Genomic DNA, 21234 nt, shown 5'->3' on the forward strand with positions numbered 1-21234 from the left:
GAACAGACTCAACCTTGACGGCGTTGAACAACGCGACAAGCATTTTCTCTACGTGACCGAACGGAGGTGGCCTGGATTGGCCAGCGACTCTTTCAACCCGACCACCAAGACGCAGGCGGCCCTGACGTCGGCGCTGCAGGCGGCCTCGGCCGCGGGCAACCCCGAGATCAGGCCCGCCCACCTGCTGTTGGCGCTGCTGACGCAGAACGACGGGATCGCCGCGCCGCTGCTGGAGGCCGTCGGTGTCGAGCCCGCCACCATCCGCGCCGAAGCACAGCGGATTCTCGACCAACTGCCCCAGGCCAGCGGCGCCAGCTCGCAACCGCAGCTGTCGCGTGAATCGCTGGCGGCCATCACCGCCGCCCAGCAGCTGGCCACCGAGATGGACGACGAGTTCGTCTCGACCGAGCACCTCATGGTCGGGCTGGCCACGGGCGACTCCGACGTCGCCAAGCTGTTGACCGGCCACGGCGCGTCCCCGCAGGCGCTGCGGGACGCGTTCGTCAAGGTCCGCGGCAGCGCGCGGGTCACCAGCGCCGACCCGGAGGCCACCTACCAGGCGCTGGAGAAGTACTCCACCGACCTGACCGGCCGGGCCCGCGAGGGCAAGCTCGACCCGGTCATCGGCCGCGACAACGAGATTCGCCGCGTCGTGCAGGTGCTGTCGCGTCGCACCAAGAACAACCCGGTGCTCATCGGCGAGCCCGGCGTCGGCAAGACCGCGATCGTGGAGGGCCTGGCCCAGCGCATCGTCGCCGGCGACGTGCCCGAGAGCCTGCGCGACAAGACCGTCATCAGCTTGGACATGGGCTCGATGGTGGCGGGCGCGAAGTACCGCGGCGAGTTCGAGGAGCGGCTCAAGGCCGTCCTGGACGACATCAAGAACTCCGCCGGGCAGATCATCACCTTCATCGACGAGCTGCACACCATCGTCGGCGCCGGGGCGACCGGCGAGGGCGCGATGGACGCCGGCAACATGATCAAGCCGATGCTGGCCCGCGGCGAGTTGCGGCTGGTGGGCGCCACCACGCTCGACGAGTATCGCAAGTACATCGAGAAGGACGCCGCCCTGGAGCGGCGGTTCCAGCAGGTGTTCGTCGGCGAGCCGTCGGTGGAGGACACCGTCGGCATCCTGCGCGGCCTCAAGGACCGCTACGAGGTGCACCACGGCGTGCGGATCACCGACTCCGCGCTGGTCGCCGCGGCCACCCTGTCCGACCGCTACATCACCGCCCGGTTCCTGCCGGACAAGGCCATCGACCTGGTCGACGAGGCCGCCAGCCGGCTGAAGATGGAGATCGACTCCCGGCCCGTCGAGATCGACGAGGTCGAACGCCTGGTGCGCCGCCTGGAGATCGAGGAGATGGCGCTCGAGAAGGAGGAGGACGAGGCCTCCAAGGAGCGGCTGGACAAGCTGCGCGCCGAGTTGGCCGACCAGAAGGAGAAGCTGGCCGAGCTGACCACCCGGTGGCAGAACGAGAAGAGCGCGATCGACATCGTCCGCGAGCTCAAGGAACAGCTGGAGGCGTTGCGCGGGGAGTCCGAGCGCGCCGAGCGCGACGGCGACCTGGCCAAGGCCGCCGAGCTGCGGTACGGGCGCATCCCCGAGGTGGAGAAGAAGCTCGACGCCGCGCTGCCGCTGGCCGAGGCCCGCGAGAACGTGATGCTCAAGGAGGAGGTCGGGCCCGACGACATCGCCGACGTGGTGTCGGCGTGGACGGGCATCCCTGCCGGCCGGCTGCTGGAGGGGGAGACCGCCAAGCTGCTGCGGATGGAAGACGAGCTGGGCAAGCGCGTCGTCGGGCAGCGCAAGGCCGTGCAGGCCGTGTCCGACGCGGTGCGGCGTTCCCGCGCCGGGGTCGCCGACCCCAACCGGCCCACCGGTTCGTTCATGTTCCTGGGCCCGACCGGCGTCGGTAAGACCGAGCTGGCCAAGGCGCTGGCCGACTTCCTGTTCGACGACGACCGGGCCATGGTCCGCATCGACATGAGCGAGTACGGCGAGAAGCACTCGGTGGCCCGCCTGGTCGGCGCGCCCCCCGGCTACATCGGCTACGACCAGGGCGGTCAGCTGACCGAGGCGGTCCGCCGCCGGCCCTACACGGTGGTGCTGTTCGACGAGGTCGAAAAGGCGCACCCGGACGTGTTCGACGTGCTGCTGCAGGTGCTCGACGAGGGCCGGCTGACCGACGGGCAGGGCCGCACGGTCGACTTCCGCAACACGATCCTCATCCTGACGTCCAACCTCGGGTCGGGCGGCAGCGAGGAGCAGGTCATGGCGGCGGTGCGCGCGGCGTTCAAGCCGGAGTTCATCAACCGCCTCGACGACGTGCTGATCTTCGAGGGGCTCAATCCCGAGGAGCTGGTGCAGATCGTCGACATCCAGCTCGAGCAGCTGGGCAAGCGGCTGGCGCAGCGGCGGCTGCAGCTGGAGGTGTCGCTGCCGGCCAAGCGCTGGCTGGCGCAGCGCGGCTTCGATCCGGTCTACGGCGCCCGGCCGTTGCGCCGGCTCGTCCAGCAGGCCATCGGCGACCAGCTCGCCAAGATGCTGCTGGCCGGCGACGTGCACGACGGCGACGTGGTGCCCGTCAACGTCAGCCCCGACGGCGACTCGCTGGTCCTGGGCTGAGTCAGCTCGGCGACCAGACGCAAAAGCCCCCATTTCCCCCCGAAATTGGGGGCTTTTGCGTCTGCTGGCGGCGGCTTCGCCGCGCTCGCGATCGCCACACCTGTGACGCGGTTGTGACCTGGTCGAATTCTGTGTTCCGGCCCAACAGCAGATACCCTGTGTGGGATGGTCCCCCTTTGGTTCACGCTCTCCGCACTGTGCTTTGTCGGTGCGGGCGTGCTGCTGTACGTCGACCTCGATCGACGCCGCGGCCGGAGCAGGCGCCGCAGGTCGTGGGCGCGCTCGCACGGATTCGACTACGAGCGTGAATCATCCGACATCCTCAAGCGCTGGAAGCGCGGCGTGATCTCCACGGTGGGCGACGTGCCCGCCCACAACGTCGTCCTGGGCCAGATCCGTGGCGAGGCGGTGTACATCTTCGACCTCGAGGAGGTCGCCACCGTGATCGCGCTGCACCGCAAGGTGGGCACCAACGTCGTGGTGGACCTGCGGCTCAAAGGGCTCAAAGAGCCACGCGAGAGCGACATTTGGCTGCTGGGCGCGATCGGGCCCCGGATGGTGTACTCCACCAACCTGGACGCCGCCCGGCGGGCGTGCGACCGCCGGATGGTCACTTTCGCCCACACCGCGCCCGACTGCGCCGAGATCATGTGGAACGAGCAGAACTGGACGCTGGTCGCGATGCCGATCGCCAGCACGCGCGCCCAGTGGGACGAGGGCCTGCGCACCGTCCGGCAGTTCAACGACCTGCTGCGGGTGTTGCCGCCGGTGCCCCAGGAGACCCCCGCCGAGACGGGATCGCCTGCGGGACTTCGCAATGCCGCGCCGAGTCGTCCCCTTGCGCCCGCCGCTCGCGCCGAGCTGCCTTCCCGGCGGGCCCAGCAGGACGTGTCGGGGCTGCTCGGTGACGCGGCCCGCCGCGCCCCCGAGCCGGTGCGCCGGGAGCAGGGCCGCACCGACGCCCTGCGCCGCCCGCCGCCCACCGGCCGCAACGGCAATCAGGCCTCCAACTACCAGCGCTGATAGCGCGGGGTGGGTCCGGGGGCGGTTAGCGCCCCGTCATTACACTGTCGCTCATGCCTCGCCCCGTAGCCCTGATCACCGGGCCTACGTCCGGGATCGGCGCCGGTTACGCGCGACGCTACGCGAGCGACGGCTACGACCTGGTCCTGGTGGCCCGCGACGTCGACCGGCTGACGCGATTGGCGGCGGAGCTCGAGGGCGCGGCCGGGAGCGTCGAGGTTCTGCCCGCCGACCTGGCCGACCCCGCCGGCCGGAGCAAGGTCTGCGATCGCCTCGCCGCAGGAGTCCGGGTGTTGGTGAACAACGCCGGCTTCGGCACGTCCGGTGACTTCTGGGCCACCGACCCCGCGCTGCTGCAGGCCCAACTCGACGTCAACGTCACCGCGGTGATGCACCTCACCCGCGCCGCGCTGCCGGCGATGCTCGACGCCGGCGCGGGCACCGTCATCAACATCGCCAGCGTTGCCGGGCTGGTGCCGGGGCGCGGGTCGACGTATTCGGCGTCCAAGGCGTGGGTGATCTCGTTCAGCGAGGGCCTGGCCGTCGGCCTGCAGGGCACGGGCGTCGGCGTGCACGCCGTGTGCCCGGGGTACGTGCACACCGAGTTCCACGCCAGGGCGGGCATCGAGATGGCCAAGCTGCCGTCGTTCCTGTGGCTCGAGGTCGACGACGTCGTCACCAAGAGCCTGGCCGACATCGCCGCCGGCAAGGTGATCAGCGTTCCGGGCCTGCAGTACAAGGCGATCGTCACCGCCGGGCGGCTGATCCCGCGGGGCCTGGCGCGGGCCGCGACCCGACGGGTAGGGGGCGGTCGTGGGCGAACCTGACCCGCGCGCCGAGCTCGCCGAGCTGGTGCGACGGCTGTCGGTGGTGCACGGCCGGGTGACATTGTCGTCGGGCAAGGAGGCCGACTACTACGTCGACCTGCGCCGGGCCACGCTGCACCACCGCGCCTCCGCGCTGATCGGTGAGCTGATGCGCGACCTCACCGCCGACTGGGACTACGCGGCCGTCGGCGGCCTGACCCTGGGCGCCGACCCCGTCGCGACGGCCATCATGCACGCGCCCGGGCGCCCGATCGACGCGTTCGTCGTGCGTAAGTCCGCCAAAACCCATGGGCTGCAACGCCTTATCGAGGGCTCCGACGTCGCCGGCAAGCGGGTTCTGGTGGTGGAGGACACCAGCACCACGGGGAACTCGGCGCTGACGGCGGTGCGCGCGGTTCAGGACGCGGGCGGCGAGGTGGTCGGGGTGGCCACCGTGGTGGACCGCGCCACCGGCGCGGCCGAAGCCATTGAGGCCGAGGGCTTTTCGTACCGCAGCCTGCTGGGCCTGGCCGATCTGGGGCTGGCTTAGGCCGCGGGCGGTATGCGCAGTCTCATCGCGTTGCTCGCCATCGCCGCCTGCGTCGTGGGCTGTTCGGGCTCCAACCATCCCGTCCGGCCCTACGGCGCGCAGGGTGCCAGGCTCGGCGAATCGCTGGCGCTGCTGGGCTGGAACATGTCGGTGTCGAACCTGCGCTGGGACGGCGATTACGTGCTGATCGATGTGGACGCCTCGCCCGCGGATCCGAAAGCGCCGCACGCCAAACCCGAGGACATTCGCTTCGGCCTCTACGGCGCGCTGGCGCACCCGCTGGAGTCGAACGGCCTGGGCAGCTGCGACCAGGCCGTGGCCGGCGTGCACGATATCCAGCACGCGCTTGCTGCGCCTCCCGACCGGCTCGTGGGCACGGTTTGCCTTGGGCCGCTCAAGGATCGGAGCCAGGTGCGCGGGGTGTACGGCTACTCGCCGCGCGACCGGATCCCGAACACCTCGTCGGCCTACCCGGTCGCGTTCCCGGTCGGGCTGCCGCCCACCAATTCCAACGACACCGGCCTGGTGGTCAAGACCGTCAGCCTGACGGCCTGGCGCGCCGACGGCGCCCCGGTGACGAAGGCCCAGCTCGGCGACCCGGCCGCGTTCAACGGCAACGGCTACATGTTGCTGGGCCTGCAGGCCGACGCCCTCGCGGAGCGGTATCGCGACGACTCGGCCAGGCGCGGCGGCCCGATGATGCTGCTCGCGTCGCCCACCCTGCCCGCCCCGGGCCTGAACCCGGCGTGCGCGGCATACGGGTCGTCGGTGCTGATCCTGCCCGACGCCTCGCTGGATTCGGTGCACGTCAACGCGTCGCTGTGCACCCAGGGCGAGATCAACCAGGCGCTGCTCTACGCGACGGTGGCGATCGACGGCACCCACGCCGGGGTGTGGACGCAGCGATGAGCGAACCCGGGCCCACCGAATGGGGAACGACGGCCGGCGTCGGGCCCTGGCCCGGCGATCTGCCCGATGATCCGCGCTATGACCCGAACCTGCTGCGCGACGGCGATACTCGCAACGTCGTCGACGCCTACCGGTACTGGACGCGGGAGGCGATCATCGCCGACATCGACCGGCGGCGCCAGGCCCTGCACGTGGCGATCGAGAACTTCGGCTACGACGCCAACATCGGGTCGGTGGTGCGCACCGCCAACGCCTTCGCGGTGCACACCGTGCACATCGTGGGGCGGCGGCGGTGGAATCGCCGCGGCGCCATGGTGACCGACCGCTATCAGCGGCTGTGCCATCACGACAGCGTCGCCGACATGCTGGACTTCGCCGCGGGCGCGGGCCTGACGGTGGTGGGCGTGGACAACGTGCCGGGCGCGGCCCGGCTGGAGGAGGCGGCGCTGCCGCGGGAGTGCCTGCTGGTGTTCGGCCAGGAGGGTCCGGGCATCACCGACGACGTGCGGGCCGGCGCGGCGCTGACGGTGTCGATCGCCCAGTTCGGCTCGACGCGCAGCATCAACGCGGGTGTGGCCGCGGGGATCGCGATGCACGCCTGGATCCGCCAGCACGCGGACCTCTCGCGCGCCTGGTGAGTGGGAATGCGTGACCTCGAGTGTGAATCAGCGGCCTTCAGTGTGAGCCTATGGCTTTCGGTGTGAAGTGAGGGCGGGATTTCGGCGTTTTTCCCGCCCAGGATGCACACGGAAAGCCCAGGATGCACACGGAAAGCCCTGAGTTCACACTCAACTCCACAGCGTCACATGCACTTTGGGCCGAAATCGGGTCACGCCGACGCCCGAGCCGCGGATCATCGCCTGCGTGCATCGCGGGGTGGTGATGAAGCGGACCAGCTCGGACACGGCGGGCTGGCGGACCGAGGGTGCCAGCGTCGCCGCGCACCACTCGCCGGAGCGGTCCAGGCCGGGGCCGGACACGTGGGTCAGCCGCCCGGCCGCGAGGTCCTTCGCGACGGCGAAACCGATCGTCAGGCTGACGCCGCCGACCCGCTGCACCTCCTCGAGCGCGGCGGCGTCGCTCTGGAAGATGCGCTGCTGTGACTCCGGAACTGCCAAGCCGCGCAACATGTTTGCGATCTCTCCGTCGACGCCTCCGGCCGACGGGCCGAGCATCCACTGCTGCTGGCGCAGCAGTGCCGCCGTCGGAATGCCAACCGCGACTGGGCTGTTGGGCGCCGCGACGGCGATGATCTGGTATTTCAGGAACGGCCGCACGAAGATCGTGTCGTCGGGACCGATCGAGCTCGCCGGGCCGATCGCGATGTCGACGGCGCGCGAGCAGATCAGGTCACGGAACCGGCTCGTCGGATGCACGCTCAGCTCCACCGACAGGTCGTCGGCCCGCGACGAGAACAGCTCGATCAGCCCGGGCGCGGCGTGTTCGGCGAAAGCGGTGGACGCCGCGATCCGCAGCAGCCGGCGCCCGTGCGCGGCCTCGGTGACCTCGATCGCGGTTTGTTGCTGCAATCCCAGGATCTCGACCGCGCGGCTGGCCAGGCGCAGCCCCCCGGGCGTGAACGCCAGCCCCGCACCCGTCCGGGTGAACAGCGGGTCGTCGAGCTCCTTGCGCAGGGCCGCCACCAGCATCGAGATGCCGGCGTCGGAAACACCGAGCTCCGCGGCGGCGGCCCGCACCGAGCCCAAACGGACCACCGCCGAATAGGCCCGAAGTTGAGCCGGAGTCACGTCACGAGCCTACTTCTGGCTTACTTTGAAGGGGTGCGCGACGTGCTTGCCGAGCTGACGGCGATCTGGCGTGCCGGCGGCACCGCCGGGCTCGGGACGGTGGTGCGGACCTTCCGGTCCGCGCCGCGGCCGCCGGGGGCCTCGATGGTGGTGGCGCCCGACGGGTCGGTGGCCGGCTCGGTGTCGGGCGGCTGCGTGGAGGGCGCGGTGTACGACGCCGCGACCGAGGTGGCCAAAACGGGCACGCCGCGGCTGGAGCGCTACGGGGTCAGCGACGGCGACGCGTTCGCCGTCGGGCTGACGTGCGGCGGGATCATCGACGTCTTCGTCGAGCCGATGTCGCGCACCACGTTCCCCGAGCTCGCCGCGGTCGCCGACGACATCGGGGAGAACCGTCCCGTCGCGGTCGCGACCGTCATCGCCCACCCGGACGCGCGGTGGCTGGGGCGGCGGGTCGTGGTCCGGCCGGACGCGCTGGACGGTTCGCTGGGCTCGGCGCGCGCCGACGCCGCGGTCGCCGACGACGCGCGCGGCCTGCTTGCGGTCGGCCGCAGCGACGTCCTCAAGTACGGGCCCGACGGACAGCGGCTGGGCGACGGCATGGAGGTGTTCGTGTCCAGCTACGCGCCGCGCCCACGGATGCTGGTCTTCGGCGCCATCGACTTCGCCGCCGCGCTGGCGCAGCAGGGGTCGTTTCTCGGCTACCGGGTCACGGTCTGCGACGCCCGCGAGGTGTTCGCCACGCCGGTGCGCTTCCCGACGGCAGACCACGTCGTCGTCGACTGGCCGCACCGCTACCTCGCCGCCCAGGCGCAGGCGGGCGCCGTCGACGAGAACACCGTGATCTGCGTGCTCACCCACGACCCCAAGTTCGACGTGCCGGTGCTGGAGGTGGCGCTGCGGCTGGACGTCGGCTACGTGGGTGCGATGGGATCGCGCCGCACGCACGACGACCGGATGGACCGGCTGCGCGCGGCGGGGCTGACCGATGCCGAGCTGTGCCGGCTGTCCAGCCCCATCGGGCTGGACCTCGGCGCCCGAACGCCCGAGGAGACCGCGGTGTCGATCGCCGCCGACATCATCGCCAAGCGCTGGGGCGGCGGGGGTCGTCCGTTGACCGAGACCGCCGGGCGCATCCATCACGACGCGCAGGTCGAAGCCAGTTCAGTGATTACTTAACTCGCTATTGACGGCCATGTCAGCGCGGCTGACACTGCTGCAATGCAAGTACCGGGACCCTTCGAATACGAACGTGCAACCAGCGTCGACCACGCGGTCGGGTTGCTGGATCGGCTGGGGGAGGGGGCGCGGGTGATCGCGGGCGGGCACAGCCTGCTGCCGATGATGAAGCTGCGCATCGCCAACCCCGAGTACCTGGTCGACATCAACGACCTGGCCCCCGAACTCGGCTACGTGATCACCGACCCGACGCTGGTGCGCATCGGCGCCATGACCCGCCATCGCGAGATCCTCGAATCCGACACCCTGGCCGCCGTGTGCCCGATCTTCCGCGACGCCGAACGGGTGATCGCCGACCCGGTGGTCCGCAACCGGGGCACCCTGGGCGGCTCGCTGTGCCAGGCGGATCCGGCCGAGGACCTGGTGACGGTGTGCGCCGTGCTGGACGCGGTGTGCCTGGCCCGCGGGCCCGCGGGCGAACGCGAAATACCGATCGACGATTTCGTCGCCGGGCCGTACGAGACCGCTCTGGCGCACAACGAGATCCTGGTCGAGGCCCGAATCCCCTTGCGGCTCAACAGCTCCAGCGCTTACGCCAAGGTGGAGCGGCGCGTCGGGGACTGGGCGGTGACGGCGGCCGGGGCGGCCGTCACGCTGGACGGCGCCGAGATCGTGGCCGCGCGTGTGGGACTGACGGCGGTCAATCCCGACCCGGCCGCGCTGGCCGAGCTGTCGGCGGCCCTCGTCGGCCGGCCGGCCACCGACGAGACCTTCGCCGAGGCGGGCCGGCGCGCGGCGGAGGCCTGCGACCCGGCGACCGACGTGCGCGGCACCGCGGAGTACAAGCGGCACCTCGCCTCCGAACTGACCATCCGCACGCTGCGCAGGGCGGCCGAACGGGTGCGCGAACAAAGGGGAAACTAGCCATGCAGGTGAACATGACCGTCAACGGCGAACAGGTGACCGCCGAGGTCGAACCCCGGACGCTGCTGGTGCACTTCCTGCGGGATCAGTTGCGGCTCACCGGAACCCATTGGGGCTGCGACACCAGCAACTGCGGGACGTGCGTGGTCGACGTGGACGGGGTTCCGGTGAAGTCGTGCACGATGCTGGCCGCGATGGCGTCCGGGCACAGCGTCCGAACCGTCGAGGGGCTCGCGGTGGACGGCCAGTTGGACCCGGTGCAGGAAGGGTTCATGCGCTGCCACGGGCTGCAATGCGGTTTCTGCACGCCGGGCATGATGATCACCGCCCGCGCCCTGCTGGACCGCGACCCCCATCCCGACGAGGAAACCATCCGCGAGGCGATCTCCGGGCAGATCTGCCGGTGCACCGGATACACCACCATCGTGCGTTCCATTCAGTGGGCCGCGAACAACTCCACCGTAAAGGCCGAGTCATGACCACCATCGAGTCAAGGCCGCCGTCGCCCGAAGACACCGCGGACAACGACCAAAAGCCCTGCGGCCACGGCCGGATGCTGCGCAAGGAGGACCCGCGCTTCATCCGCGGCCGCGGCACCTACGTCGACGACGTCGCGCTGCCGGGCATGCTGCACCTGGCCATCCTGCGCTCGCCGTACGCGCACGCGCGCATAGTCGGCATCGATTCGACTGCGGCCCTTGCCCATCCGAAGGTCAAGGCGGTGGTCACGGGCGCGGACCTGGCCGAGAAGGGGCTGGCCTGGATGCCGACCCTGTCCAACGACGTGCAGGCCGTGCTGGCCACCGACAAGGTGCGCTTCCAGGGTCAGGAGGTGGCGTTCGTCGTCGCCGAGGACCGGTATTCGGCCCGCGACGCGCTGGAGCTCATCGACGTCGACTACGACCCGCTGGATCCCGTCGTCGACGTCCGCACGGCGCTCGACCCGTCGGCGCCGGTGATCCGCACCGACCTCGACGGCAAGACCGACAACCACATCTTCGACTGGGAGACCGGTGACGCCGCGGCTACCGAGGCGGCGTTCGCGCGCGCCGACGTCGTCGTCTCCCAGGAGATGGTCTACCCCCGGGTGCACCCCGCGCCGATGGAAACCTGCGGCGCGGTGGCCGATTTGGACCCGGTGACCGGCAAGCTCACGCTGTGGACCACCTCGCAGGCGCCGCACGCCCACCGCACCCTGTATGCGTTGGTGGCCGGCCTGCCCGAGCACAAGATCCGGGTGATCTCGCCCGACATCGGCGGCGGATTCGGCAACAAGGTGCCGATCTACCCCGGCTACGTGTGCGCGATCGTCGCGTCGCTGGTGCTGGGCAAGCCGGTCAAGTGGATGGAGGACCGCAGCGAGAACCTGACCTCCACCAGCTTCGCGCGCGACTACATCATGGTCGGCGAGATCGCCGCGACGAACGACGGCAAGATCCTGGCGATCCGGTCCAACGTGCTGGCCGACCACGGCGCGTTCAACGGCCAGGCCGCGCCGACGAAGTACCCCGCCGGATTCTTCGGCGTGTTCACCGGCAGCTACGACCTCGAGGCCGCCTACTGCCACATGACCGCCGTGTACACCAACAAGGCGCCCGGTGGGGTGGCCTACGCGTGCTCGTTCCGGATCACCGAGGCGGTGTACTTCGTCGAGCGGCTGGTGGACTGCCTGGCCTTCGAGCTCAAGATGGACCCGGCCGAGCTGCGGCTGCGAAACCTGTTGCGGCCCGAGCAATTCCCGTACCAGAGCAAGACCGGCTGGACGTACGACTCGGGCGACTACGAGGCGACCATGCGCAAGGCCATGGACATGATCGGCTACGACGCGCTGCGGGCCGAGCAGGCCGCCAAGCGCGAGCGCGGCGAGCTGATGGGCATCGGCATGTCGTTCTTCACCGAGGCCGTCGGCGCCGGGCCGCGCAAGGACATGGACATCCTCGGCCTGGGCATGGCCGACGGGTGCGAGCTGCGCGTGCACCCGACGGGGAAAGCCGTTGTGCGGCTGTCGGTTCAGACGCAGGGCCAGGGCCACGAGACGACGTTCGCGCAGATCGTCGCCGAGGAGCTCGGCATCCCGCCCGAGGACATCGAGGTGGTGCACGGCGACACCGACCAGACCCCGTTCGGGCTGGGCACCTACGGCAGCCGGTCGACGCCGGTTTCGGGCGGGGCGGCGGCGCTGGTGGCCCGCAAGGTGCGCGACAAGGCGAAGATCATCGCATCCGGCATGCTCGAGGTGTCGGTCGCCGACTTGGAATGGGAGAAGGGCAGTTTCCACGTCAAGGGTGACCCGTCGGCGTCGGTGACCATCGCCGACATCGCCATGCGCGCCCACGGGGCCGGCGACCTGCCCGAGGGCATCGAGGGCGGCCTGGACGCCGAGGTCTGCTACAACCCGGAGAACCTGACCTACCCGTACGGCGCGTACTTCTGCGTGGTGGACGTCGATCCGGGCACCGCGGTGGTCAAGGTGCGGCGGTTCCTGGCCGTCGACGACTGCGGCACCCGCATCAACCCGATGATCATCGAGGGCCAGGTGCACGGCGGCATCGTCGACGGCATCGGGATGGCGCTGATGGAGATGATCGCGTTCGACGAGGACGGCAACTGCCTGGGCGGGTCGCTGATGGACTACCTGATCCCGACCGCGATGGAGGTGCCGCACCTGGAGACCGGCCACACCGTGACGCCGTCGCCGCATCACCCGATCGGCGCCAAGGGCATCGGCGAATCCGCCACCGTGGGATCGCCGCCCGCCGTGGTGAACGCGGTGGTGGACGCGTTGGCGCCCTTCGGGGTTCGGCACGCCGACATGCCGCTGACGCCGTCGCGGGTGTGGGAGGCCATGCAGGGCAGAGCGAGGCCACCCATTTGATCACGATCAGCGAACGGGCTCGGCAACTGATCGCGGCGCGGACACCGTTCGTGCACGCGACCGTGGTGCGCGCCCAGCCGCCCACCTCGTCCTACCCGGGTGATGAGGCAATCCTGTTGGCGGACGGCACAATCGAGGGCTTCGTCGGCGGCCAGTGCGCCCAGAACTCCGTCCGCAAGGCGGCACTCGGCGCGTTGCAGACGAACGAAAGCGTCCTGCTGCGGGTGCTTCCCGACGGCGACGTGCACTTCCCCGAGGCGCCCGGCGCCTGCGTCGTCGTCAACCCCTGCCTGTCCGGCGGGTCGCTGGAGATCTTCCTGACACCGCAGCTGCCCGCGCCGCTGATTGAGATCTACGGGGCCACCCCGATCGCCGACGCGCTGGCCCAGCTGTGCGGGGTGCTGGGCTATGACGTGCGCCGCGACGGTGATCTGGCCGATGCCAGCGCCGTCGTCATCGCCAGCCATGGCGGGCCGGAGGGCGAGATCATCCGCGCGGCACTGGATCACGGCGTCGGGTACATCGGACTGGTGGCCAGCAAGGTGCGCGGCGCCGCGATCCTGAACGCGCTCGGCCTCTCCGACGACGAGCGGGCGCGCGTGCACACGCCGGTCGGCCTGCCGATCGGCGCCAAAACCCCCGCGGAGATCGCGGTCTCGATCGCGGCCGAGCTGATCGCCGGCATCCGCGGCGGCGACCTGTGCCGCTCCCTCGCGACGCGGGCCGCCCCGTCCGAGGCCGTGGATCCGGTGTGCGGCATGACCGTGACGGTCGGCCCGGCCACCGAGCATTTGCGGCTGGCCGGCGAGGACCACTGGTTCTGCGGCCCCGGCTGTCGCGCCGCGTTCGCCGCCGGGAAAGCATGACCGTCACCGGTGTCGTGCTGGCGGCCGGCGTTTCGCGCAGGCTCGGCACGCCCAAACAGCTACTGCCGTACCGCGATACGACGCTGCTCGGGGCGACCCTCGCGGTCGCCCGCGGCGCAGGGTTCGACCAGCTCATCGTCACCCTCGGCGGCGCCGCCCGGGCGGTGCGAGAAGCCGTGCCGCTGGGCGGAATCGATGTGGTGACCGTCGCCGATGCCGGTACCGGATGCGCGGCCTCGCTGCGCGCCGCGCTGGACCGGGTGGACGCGCGGGCCGAAGGGATCGTGCTGATGCTGGGCGACCAGCCCGGCGTGCGACCCGCCACGCTGCAGCGCATGGCCGCCGAAGGGGCCGGGGCCGACATCGCCGTGTGCCGCTACGACGACGGCATCGGCCACCCGTTCTGGTTGGGCCGCAACCTGTTCGACGACCTGCGCGACCTGCACGGCGACAAGGCGGTCTGGAAGCTGGTGGAATCGGGTCGCCACGAGGTGCGCGAGCTCGCCGTCGACGGCCGGATCCCGCTCGACGTCGACACCTGGGACGACTACCGCCGGCTGGTGGGCTCGTCATGACGTTTACCGACGTCGCCGAAGTCATCAAGCGGTTCGACGCGCACGACTACCTGCTCGACACCGGCACCGCGTCGGCGATCTTCCTGGCGGTCACGCTCGGGCGCCCCCTGTTGCTGGAGGGCGAGCCCGGCGTCGGCAAGACCACCGCGGCGAAAACCCTTGCGGCCGTGCTGGACACCGAGCTGGTCCGGCTGCAGTGCTACGAGGGATTGACCGCCAGCGAGGCGCTGTACGACTGGAACTACCAGCGCCAGTTGCTGTCCATCCGGCTGGCCGAGGCGCGCGGCGCCAACATCGAAGAGGCGGACCTCTACACCGAGAAATATCTGGTCGATCGGCCCATCCTGAAGTGTGTGCGCCATCGCGGCCCAACCCCGCCGGTGCTGCTGATCGACGAAATCGACCGCGCCGACGACGAATTCGAGGCGTTACTGCTGGAATTCCTCGGGGAGGCCGCGGTCACCGTGCCCGAGCTGGGTACCTTCGTCGCCGAGCGCCCGCCGATCGCGGTGCTGACCTCCAACCGCAGCCGCGACCTGCACGACGCGCTGCGCCGCCGCTGCCTGTATCACTGGATCGACTACCCCGAGCCGGCCCGGGCCGCCGCGATCGTCCGCCGGACGGTGCCCGGCGCGACCGCACCGCTGATCGAGCACGCGACGCAGTTCATCGGCCACGTCCGCGGTCTCGACCTGGACAAGCCGCCCGGGGTGGCCGAGACGATCGACTGGGTGGCCGCGCTGGTGTCGCTGGGTGTCGCGGACCTGGTTGACGAGGCGGCGGTCGTGAGCCTGGGGGCGCTGGCCAAGACACCCGACGACCGTAGTCTGATTCGCGACACGTTCACCGAATACAGCCGCACCTGAGAGGACCGACCGGATGAAGATCGCCAACCAGTTCACCGTCAGCGCCCCCATCGAACAGGCCTGGGACGTGCTGTGCGACCTGGAGCAGGTGATCCCGCTGATGCCGGGCGCGCAGTTGACCGGCCACGAGGGCGACGACTACCTCGGCAAGGTCAAGGTCAAGGTCGGCCCGGTCACCAGCGAGTTCAGCGGCAAGGTGCGCTTCGTCGAGCTGGACCGCGACCAGCACCGCGCCGTCATCGACGGCAAGGGCAAGGAATCGCGGGGGACCGGCAACGCCGCCGCCACGGTCACCGCTCAACTGCACGAGGACGGCGACCGCACCAGCGTCACCGTCGACACCGACCTGAAAATCGTCGGCAAGCTGGCCCAATTCGGCAGCGGCATGCTGCAGCAGGTTTCGGAGAAGCTGCTCGGCCAGTTCGTGGAATCGCTGGAGGCCGAGCTGGCCTCGCAAAATGCGCCGACCCCGGCCGGCGCCGCCACCCCGAGCCCGACGGAACCCGTTCCGGGACCACGCCACGCCGCCCCCGCGGCCGAGCCCGAACCCATCGACCTGCTCGACCTCGCCGGCGGCGACCAGCTCAAGAAGTACGCCCCCATCGTGCTGGGACTGCTCGCCGCGCTGGTGCTGGGCTGGTTGCTGGGCCGGAGACACTAGCGGCTGGTGAGCATCCCACTGCTGTTGCGGGGCGTCGACCTGGCGGCGTTCGCCGCCGCCGTGGTCGCGCGCCTGCGCGGTGCGGGGGTGCCGGTCTCCGCCGACGGGCAGGCGAGCTTCGTCCAGGCGCTCCGGCAGCTGGTTCCCGGCACCACGACCGCGCTGTATTGGGCGGCGCGGCTGACCCTGGTCAACCGGGTGGAAGACCTGGGCGCCTTCGACGCCGTCTTCGCGGCGGTTTTCGGCGGCGCCTCGGCCGACGGCGCCCCAGAGCCCGAACCGGTCCTGCCCCTCCCGGGCCCCAAGGCACCCGGCGCCGGGACGCTGCGGCCGGCTGGGAGCCAATCCACCGGCGGCACAAGCGGATTGCCGTGGACCACGAGGACGGCCGCCGGCGAGGACGGCAGGGAGGCGAGCGTCCTGCTGCCCGATCTGATGCCCAGCCGCATCGCCGCGCGCGCCGACGAACCGTTCGACCGCTTCGACGCCCAAGACCTTCGGCTGCTCGGCACCTGGCTGGAGCGGACCGTCGCGCGCTGGCCCCGCCGCCGCACCATGCGATTCGAGCCCAGCCCACGCGGCAAGCGCATCGACCTGCGCGCCACCATGAACGCCTCGCGCGCGACGGGTTGGGAATCGGTGAAAGTGGCGCGAACCCGGCCACGCCGCCGGCCGCGGCGGGTCGTGCTGGCGTGCGACGTCAGCCGCTCGATGCAGCCGTACGCAGCGGTGTATCTGCATCTCATGCGGGCGGCGGCGCTGCGCCGGGGCGGCGTCCGCCCGGAGGTCTTCGCGTTCTCGACGTCGCTGACCCGGCTCACGCCGGTGCTCTCGCACCGCTCGGCCGAGGTGGCGCTGCAGAAGGCCAACGCGAAGGTCACCGACCGCTACGGCGGCACGTTCGCCGGCCGGAGCCTCGGCGCCCTGCTGGCCGCACCGCACGGTAACGCGCTGCGGGGCGCGGTGGTGATCATCGCCTCCGACGGCTGGGACGCCGACCCGCCCGAGGTACTCGCCCACGCGATGGCCAGGCTGCGGCGCCGCGCCGCGATGGTGGTGTGGCTCAATCCCCGTGCGGCGCAGGGCGAATTCCAGCCACTGGCCGGTTCGATGGCCGCGGCCCTGCCCTATTGCGACCTGTTCCTGCCGGCGCACTCGCTGACGGGTCTGCGCGAATTGCTGCACGAATTGGCGGCCGCCTAGCCCGAGGAGTTCGGTCCACTGGGCGGACCGGTGGGATGAATGCCGCCCAGATCGCCATGACGCTGTCCTCAGTAACCCCGTACCGAGGAGCGGGCAACGTCGCCCAATTCCTCGACCGCTGAACCGATAGCGGCACCTAACACCGAAGGACACAACATGTCAGCACCACGAAAGCACAACCCGGTCGTCTTCATCCACGGACTGTGGATTCACTCGGCGGCCTGGGGCCCGTGGCTGGAGCTCTTCGAGAGCTACGGCTATTCCGTCTCGGCGCCCGGGTGGCCCGGTGACGGCCCGACGGTGTCCGAAACCCGTCGGAACCCCGCGGCCCTGAACGGCGTCGGGATCGCCGAGATCGTCAACCACTACGCCGGTCTCATCCGCTCGTTCGAGGCGAGGCCGATCGTCGTCGGGCATTCCTTCGGTGGCCTGATCGCGCAGCTCCTGCTCGACAGGGGCCTCGCTGCCGCCGCGGCGGCGATCGATCCGGCGCCCATCAAGGGCGTCAAGGTGGTGCCCCTGGCGCAGGTGCGCTCAGGGTTCCCCATCCTCGGGCACCCGAGCACGCGGCGCACGACGGTCGCGCTGAACGCCAAGCAGTTCCACTACGCGTTCGGTAACACCCTGTCCAGGGAGGAATCCGACGCGCTGCACGCCGCGGTCAGCATCCCGGGCCCCGGAAGGCCGCTCTTCCAGGGTGCGGCAGCGAACTTCTCGAGGCACTCGCCGGCCAAGGTCGACATCCGCAACGCCGACCGCGGCCCGCTGCTGCTGACCTCCGGAACCGACGACCACGTCGTCCCGCTGAAGGTCACCAAGACGACTAATCGGCTTTACGCGAAGGGGCACTCGGACACCGAGTTGCACACCTTCAAGGGTCGCGGGCACTCGCTGACCATCGACAACGGATGGAAAGAGGTGGCCGACGTCGTCCTGCAGTGGCTCGCGGCAAAAGGGTTCTGAGACAACGGTTGAACACACTCCCGTCACCCGAGAGGTAGTCTGCGCGAATGCGGCTGAGCACCGAGGAAGCCGATGAGCAGCGCAGCGTCAGTGACAGGCTGCTGCTGATCATGGACGCCGTTGCGGCCGCGCCCGGCGAGGTCGGCCTGACCGAGTTGGCCAGGCTGACCGGTATCAAGAAGGCGACCGTTCACCGGCTGGCTTCCGATCTGTTGGCTCACCGCATGCTTGAACGCGGCGCCTACGGATACCGGTTGGGGCTGCATGTATTCGAGCTCGGCCAGCAAGTTCCCGCTTCACGCCGCCTGCGAACGAGCGCGAGACCCTTCATGTCCGACCTGGTCACCGCGACAGGCGAAACCGTGCACCTTGGTGTCCTGGAGGGCACGGGCATCCTCTGCATCGAAAGGCTCACCGGTCGCCGTTCCGCGCAAGCGGCCTTCGGCTCCTGGTTGCCCGCTTACTGCACGGCACTGGGGAAAGTGATCCTGGCCTACAGCCACGAGTCGGCCGCGGAGCGGACGCTCGCCGAGCCGATGCCGAAGCGGACCGGCGCCACGATCACCGATCCGCTACGGTTGGCACGCGAGCTGGAAAAGATCAGGGATGCCGGCGTGGCTTACGACCGTGAAGAATGGACGGCCGGCATCGTGTGCGTCGCCGCGCCGATCGTGGTCGAGGGTTACGTCGGCCGCGACGGGCACCGCGGCGTGGCCGCCCTTTCGGTGACCGGGCCGGCCGGCCGCATGCAGCCCGCCCGCGTCGCATCGGCGGTGCGTACGGCGGCGCTGACGATCAGCCGTAGCCTCGGCTTTCCGCAACTGAGGTGAAACCGCGGCAGCGGCCTAACGCCGGTCGATCGCCGCGATGAGCTGCTCGGGCGTCAGCGGTAAAGAGCGCACCCGCACGCCGAGCGCGTCGTGCACCGCGTTGGCGATCGCGGCGGCCGTCGGGCCCTGGGCGCACTCGCCGATTCCCAGCGGCGGGTTCCCTTGTCCGGCAACCAATTCGACGTCGACCGCGGGCACCTCGGAGAACCGCAGGATCGGGTAGGTCTCCCAGGTGTCGCTGGTGACGTTGAACTCGTCGAACCGCACCCGCTCCTTGAGCGTCCAGCTGGTGGCCTGGATCGCGCCGCCCTCGATCTGGTTCGCCGCGCCGTCGGGATTGATGATCAGCCCGGCGTCCACCGCGATGACCAGCCGGCGCACCCGGACCTCCTCGACCGCCTCGACCTCGGCGACCACCGCGCAGTACGCGGCCGAATTCTTGTACCGCGCATACCCGATGCCGTGGCCGACGGACTCCCGCCGCGTCCGGTGACCCCAGCCGGCCCGCTCAGCCGCCACCCGCAGCACGGCCCGTCCGCGCTCGTCCGACAGCTGCGCCAACCGGAACTCGAGAGGATCGCGGCCCGCGGCCAGCGCCAACTCGTCCAGGAACGACTCCGCGGCAAAGACATTGACGAACGCGCCCAGCGAACGCAGCGCCGAGGTGCGCAGCGGCATCTCGGTCAGCAGGTGGTTGATCACCCGGTAGGACGCAAAGTCATAGCCCGGCACCGAGTTGCGCCCGGTGCCGCCGCCCCACTCGACCGGCGGCTCGCCGCCCGCGCGGATCGGCTCGCCACCGGCGCGCTCGCTCGCCGCCAGCAACGCCGGCGTCGGCGTCGTGCCGGGGCGACCCATGTAGCTGCCGCTCCAGATCTCGTGGCGCCAGTCGACGACGGCGCCGTCGTCGCCGCAGTCGGCTGCTATCTCGACAACCGCGGCGGGACCGAAAGGCGCCCAAGCCAATTCGTCGGCCCGCGACCAGACCACGTGCACCGGGCGTCCGGGCACCACGCGCGCCAGCAGCGCGGCGTCCATGGCGGCGTCGTCGGCGCCGTTGTGCCCGTAGCACCCGGCGCCCTCGACGTGGCGCACCACCACCGCATCGACCGGCAGGCCCAGCGCGGTGGCCAGTTCACGCCGCAGCACGTGCACGCCCTGGCTGTGCGACCACACCTCCAGGCCGCCGTCGGCGCCGAACACCGCCGCGGCCGCCGACGGGCCGATCGAGGCGTGCGCCAGGTACGGGCGGTGATAGCGGGCCGCGTGCGACCGCGCCGTACGGGCAACCGCCCCAGCCTGTTTCGTGGCAAGCACCGACGTCTCGGCCGCCGCCGACACCAGAAACGCGGGCAGGTCGTCCTCGTCGGGCAGGGTCGGCCGCCGGTCCCAATGGGCGTCGGCGCGCAGCCGCTCGGCCGCGCGCACCGCGACCTCCTCGCGCTCGGCGATCACACCGAGGAACTCGCCGTCGCGCACGACGGTCACCACGCCCGGCAGCGCCAGGGTCGGGCCGGTATCGACATCCCGCAGCCGGGCGCCGCGCGACGCCGGCCGGACAATGCGTCCGTACAGCTGCCCCTCCAGCACCAGGTCGTGCAGGTAGCGCGGTCGCCCGGTCAGCTTGTCGGGCAGGTCCAGCCGCGCGACCTCGGTGCCGACGACCGCGTATTCCGACTCAGGCTTGGGCGTCGCCGCCCCGGTCGCCACGCGGTCCAACCGCGAATCGTCGGCGAGTTCCCAATAACTGGTGGCCAGGCCGTGCGGGCCACTGAACTCGCCGTCGACGACGTCCAACTCGTCGGGTGCGACGGCCAGCTTGGCCGCCGCCGCGTCCAGATAGATCGCCCGCACCTCGGCGCACGCCTGGCGCAGCGCCGCCCCCGACTGCTGGATCGACCGGCTCCCGGCGGTGAAGCCCTCGTCGGGACTGCGATCGGTCGACGCGGCGGTCATCCGCACGCGCGCTACACCCACGTCGAGTTCCTCGGCGGCGATCTGCGCCAGCGCCGTCAACACCCCCTGGCCCAGCTCCACCTTGCCCGAGCGCACCTCCACGATGCCGTCCGGGCCGATCCGAACCCATTCGCCCAAAACGGGATTGGCCGCCAGCGACTCCGGCAGGTCACGCACGGGCCGACCCCCGCAGCTCGGCCCCCGCGCGCAGCACCGCCGCGACCACGCGGTTGTGCGAGCCGCACCGGCACAGGTTGGAGTCCAGGGCGGCACGGACCTCGTCCTCCGTCGGGTCGGGGTTGTCGGCCAGCAGGGCCGCGGCGGCCACCACGATCCCCGACATGCAGTACCCGCATTGCGCCGCCTGCCCGGCCACCATGGCGCGCGCCACCGGGTGCGGCTGCCCGTCGTCGCCCAGGCCCTCGACGGTGCGGATCGACTTGCCGGCCACCGACCACAGCGGGGTGTCGCACGAGTACACGGGACGGCCGTCGGCCAGCACGAAACACGCGCCGCACAACCCCACCCCGCAGCCGAACCGGGTGCCCTTCAACCCCAGGTGGTTGCGCAGCACGTACAACAGCGGTGTGTCGTCCTCCGCGTCCACCTCGTGGCGACGCCCATTCACGGTCAGTTCTCCCATGGCCTCCAGCATCCTCCGGCGACGTGCT

The 21234-nt window shown here is 70.8% G+C and carries 20 protein-coding genes; 17 read left to right on the forward strand and 3 right to left on the reverse strand.

Translation table 11 applies throughout. The features are described 5' to 3' along the window. Positions 1 to 76 precede the first annotated feature (76 nt). The 6 genes from clpB (at position 77) to A5696_RS00140 (ending at position 6555) form a co-directional block, all read left to right on the forward strand. Positions 77 to 2629 carry an ATP-dependent chaperone ClpB gene (clpB, locus tag A5696_RS00115; RefSeq protein WP_067871527.1) on the forward strand — a complete coding sequence of 851 codons (2553 nt, stop codon included), beginning with the start codon at positions 77 to 79 and terminating at the stop codon, positions 2627 to 2629. A 165-nt stretch (positions 2630 to 2794) separates the two neighbouring features. Beyond that, a complete protein-coding gene (gene ttfA, locus A5696_RS00120) occupies positions 2795 to 3652 on the forward strand; it encodes a trehalose monomycolate transport factor TtfA (RefSeq protein ID WP_067871529.1) in 858 nt (285 codons plus the stop codon). Positions 3653 to 3705: 53 nt separating this feature from the next. Then, positions 3706 to 4479, forward strand: coding sequence for an SDR family oxidoreductase (locus A5696_RS00125; RefSeq protein ID WP_067871532.1), 774 nt, complete (start codon positions 3706 to 3708; stop codon positions 4477 to 4479). Beyond that, entirely contained in the window at positions 4466 to 5008 is a 543-nt protein-coding gene (gene pyrE, locus A5696_RS00130; RefSeq protein ID WP_067871534.1) for an orotate phosphoribosyltransferase, read from the forward strand. The genes A5696_RS00125 and pyrE overlap by 14 nt, the downstream gene beginning before the upstream one ends. 12 nt (positions 5009 to 5020) lie before the next feature. Beyond that, positions 5021 to 5917 carry a hypothetical protein gene (locus A5696_RS00135; protein ID WP_067871537.1) on the forward strand — a complete coding sequence of 299 codons (897 nt, stop codon included), beginning with the start codon at positions 5021 to 5023 and terminating at the stop codon, positions 5915 to 5917. Next, on the forward strand, positions 5914 to 6555 hold the full coding sequence (locus A5696_RS00140) for an RNA methyltransferase (RefSeq protein ID WP_067871539.1): 642 nt from the start codon (positions 5914 to 5916) through the stop codon (positions 6553 to 6555). The genes A5696_RS00135 and A5696_RS00140 overlap by 4 nt, the downstream gene beginning before the upstream one ends. Before the next feature lie 150 nt (positions 6556 to 6705). Here A5696_RS00140 and A5696_RS00145 read toward each other — a convergent pair whose 3' ends face one another. Further along, the gene (locus A5696_RS00145) at positions 6706 to 7665 is read right to left on the reverse strand and encodes a LysR family transcriptional regulator (protein ID WP_067871541.1); all 960 of its coding nucleotides are present in this window, start codon (positions 7663 to 7665) and stop codon (positions 6706 to 6708) included. Positions 7666 to 7698: 33 nt separating this feature from the next. On the opposite strand from A5696_RS00145, the gene A5696_RS00150 reads away from it, so the two are divergent. The 11 genes from A5696_RS00150 to A5696_RS00200 all read left to right on the forward strand — a co-directional run bounded on the left by A5696_RS00150 (position 7699) and on the right by A5696_RS00200 (position 18607). Continuing rightward, positions 7699 to 8844: an XdhC family protein gene (locus A5696_RS00150; RefSeq protein ID WP_156738190.1), complete on the forward strand. Its 1146-nt coding sequence runs from the start codon at positions 7699 to 7701 to the stop codon at positions 8842 to 8844. Positions 8845 to 8886: 42 nt separating this feature from the next. Next, the gene (locus A5696_RS00155; protein ID WP_067871543.1) at positions 8887 to 9768 is read left to right on the forward strand and encodes a xanthine dehydrogenase family protein subunit M; all 882 of its coding nucleotides are present in this window, start codon (positions 8887 to 8889) and stop codon (positions 9766 to 9768) included. Between the two features lie 2 nt (positions 9769 to 9770). Then, entirely contained in the window at positions 9771 to 10247 is a 477-nt protein-coding gene (locus A5696_RS00160; RefSeq protein WP_067871545.1) for a (2Fe-2S)-binding protein, read from the forward strand. Then, complete coding sequence (locus A5696_RS00165) at positions 10244 to 12643, forward strand: aerobic carbon-monoxide dehydrogenase large subunit (RefSeq protein WP_067871547.1); 2400 nt, start codon at positions 10244 to 10246, stop codon at positions 12641 to 12643. The genes A5696_RS00160 and A5696_RS00165 overlap by 4 nt, the downstream gene beginning before the upstream one ends. After that, the gene (locus A5696_RS00170) at positions 12643 to 13509 is read left to right on the forward strand and encodes an XdhC family protein (protein WP_067871585.1); all 867 of its coding nucleotides are present in this window, start codon (positions 12643 to 12645) and stop codon (positions 13507 to 13509) included. Before A5696_RS00165 ends, A5696_RS00170 begins: the two co-directional genes overlap by 1 nt. Beyond that, on the forward strand, positions 13506 to 14084 hold the full coding sequence (locus tag A5696_RS00175) for an NTP transferase domain-containing protein (RefSeq protein WP_067871549.1): 579 nt from the start codon (positions 13506 to 13508) through the stop codon (positions 14082 to 14084). The genes A5696_RS00170 and A5696_RS00175 overlap by 4 nt, the downstream gene beginning before the upstream one ends. Further along, positions 14081 to 14950, forward strand: a complete 870-nt coding sequence (locus tag A5696_RS00180; RefSeq protein WP_067871551.1) for a MoxR family ATPase — start codon at positions 14081 to 14083, stop codon at positions 14948 to 14950. The genes A5696_RS00175 and A5696_RS00180 overlap by 4 nt, the downstream gene beginning before the upstream one ends. Before the next feature lie 13 nt (positions 14951 to 14963). Further along, positions 14964 to 15611 (forward strand): SRPBCC family protein, encoded by a 648-nt coding sequence (locus A5696_RS00185; RefSeq protein WP_067871553.1) that lies wholly within the window; start codon positions 14964 to 14966, stop codon positions 15609 to 15611. A 6-nt stretch (positions 15612 to 15617) separates the two neighbouring features. Continuing rightward, complete coding sequence (locus A5696_RS00190) at positions 15618 to 16814, forward strand: VWA domain-containing protein (RefSeq protein ID WP_067871555.1); 1197 nt, start codon at positions 15618 to 15620, stop codon at positions 16812 to 16814. Positions 16815 to 16970: 156 nt separating this feature from the next. After that, positions 16971 to 17777: an alpha/beta hydrolase gene (locus A5696_RS00195; RefSeq protein WP_067871558.1), complete on the forward strand. Its 807-nt coding sequence runs from the start codon at positions 16971 to 16973 to the stop codon at positions 17775 to 17777. Between the two features lie 47 nt (positions 17778 to 17824). Next, positions 17825 to 18607: an IclR family transcriptional regulator gene (locus A5696_RS00200; protein WP_067871561.1), complete on the forward strand. Its 783-nt coding sequence runs from the start codon at positions 17825 to 17827 to the stop codon at positions 18605 to 18607. A 15-nt stretch (positions 18608 to 18622) separates the two neighbouring features. On the opposite strand, the gene A5696_RS00205 is transcribed toward A5696_RS00200, so the two are convergent. Both A5696_RS00205 and A5696_RS00210 read right to left on the reverse strand, forming a co-directional pair. Then, positions 18623 to 20740, reverse strand: coding sequence for a molybdopterin cofactor-binding domain-containing protein (locus tag A5696_RS00205; RefSeq protein ID WP_067871564.1), 2118 nt, complete (start codon positions 20738 to 20740; stop codon positions 18623 to 18625). Further along, entirely contained in the window at positions 20733 to 21206 is a 474-nt protein-coding gene (locus A5696_RS00210; RefSeq protein ID WP_067871592.1) for a (2Fe-2S)-binding protein, read from the reverse strand. Before A5696_RS00210 ends, A5696_RS00205 begins: the two co-directional genes overlap by 8 nt. Positions 21207 to 21234: the final 28 nt, after the last annotated feature.

The organism is Mycobacterium sp. E2699 (assembly GCF_001666745.1).
Taxonomy (GTDB): domain Bacteria; phylum Actinomycetota; class Actinomycetes; order Mycobacteriales; family Mycobacteriaceae; genus Mycobacterium.

Bases quoted from the DNA above. Each gene is read 5' to 3' on its own strand.
- ttfA (WP_067871529.1), top strand. From the start codon at position 2,795: ATGGTCCCCCTTTGGTTCACGCTCTCCGCACTGTGCTTTGTCGGTGCG.
- A5696_RS00125 (WP_067871532.1), top strand. From the start codon at position 3,706: ATGCCTCGCCCCGTAGCCCTGATCACCGGGCCTACGTCCGGGATCGGC.
- A5696_RS00135 (WP_067871537.1), top strand. From the start codon at position 5,021: ATGCGCAGTCTCATCGCGTTGCTCGCCATCGCCGCCTGCGTCGTGGGC.
- A5696_RS00140 (WP_067871539.1), top strand. From the start codon at position 5,914: ATGAGCGAACCCGGGCCCACCGAATGGGGAACGACGGCCGGCGTCGGG.
- A5696_RS00155 (WP_067871543.1), top strand. From the start codon at position 8,887: ATGCAAGTACCGGGACCCTTCGAATACGAACGTGCAACCAGCGTCGAC.
- A5696_RS00160 (WP_067871545.1), top strand. From the start codon at position 9,771: ATGCAGGTGAACATGACCGTCAACGGCGAACAGGTGACCGCCGAGGTC.
- A5696_RS00165 (WP_067871547.1), top strand. From the start codon at position 10,244: ATGACCACCATCGAGTCAAGGCCGCCGTCGCCCGAAGACACCGCGGAC.
- A5696_RS00175 (WP_067871549.1), top strand. From the start codon at position 13,506: ATGACCGTCACCGGTGTCGTGCTGGCGGCCGGCGTTTCGCGCAGGCTC.
- A5696_RS00180 (WP_067871551.1), top strand. From the start codon at position 14,081: ATGACGTTTACCGACGTCGCCGAAGTCATCAAGCGGTTCGACGCGCAC.
- A5696_RS00185 (WP_067871553.1), top strand. From the start codon at position 14,964: ATGAAGATCGCCAACCAGTTCACCGTCAGCGCCCCCATCGAACAGGCC.
- A5696_RS00195 (WP_067871558.1), top strand. From the start codon at position 16,971: ATGTCAGCACCACGAAAGCACAACCCGGTCGTCTTCATCCACGGACTG.
- A5696_RS00200 (WP_067871561.1), top strand. From the start codon at position 17,825: ATGCGGCTGAGCACCGAGGAAGCCGATGAGCAGCGCAGCGTCAGTGAC.
- A5696_RS00210 (WP_067871592.1), bottom strand. From the start codon at position 21,206: ATGGGAGAACTGACCGTGAATGGGCGTCGCCACGAGGTGGACGCGGAG.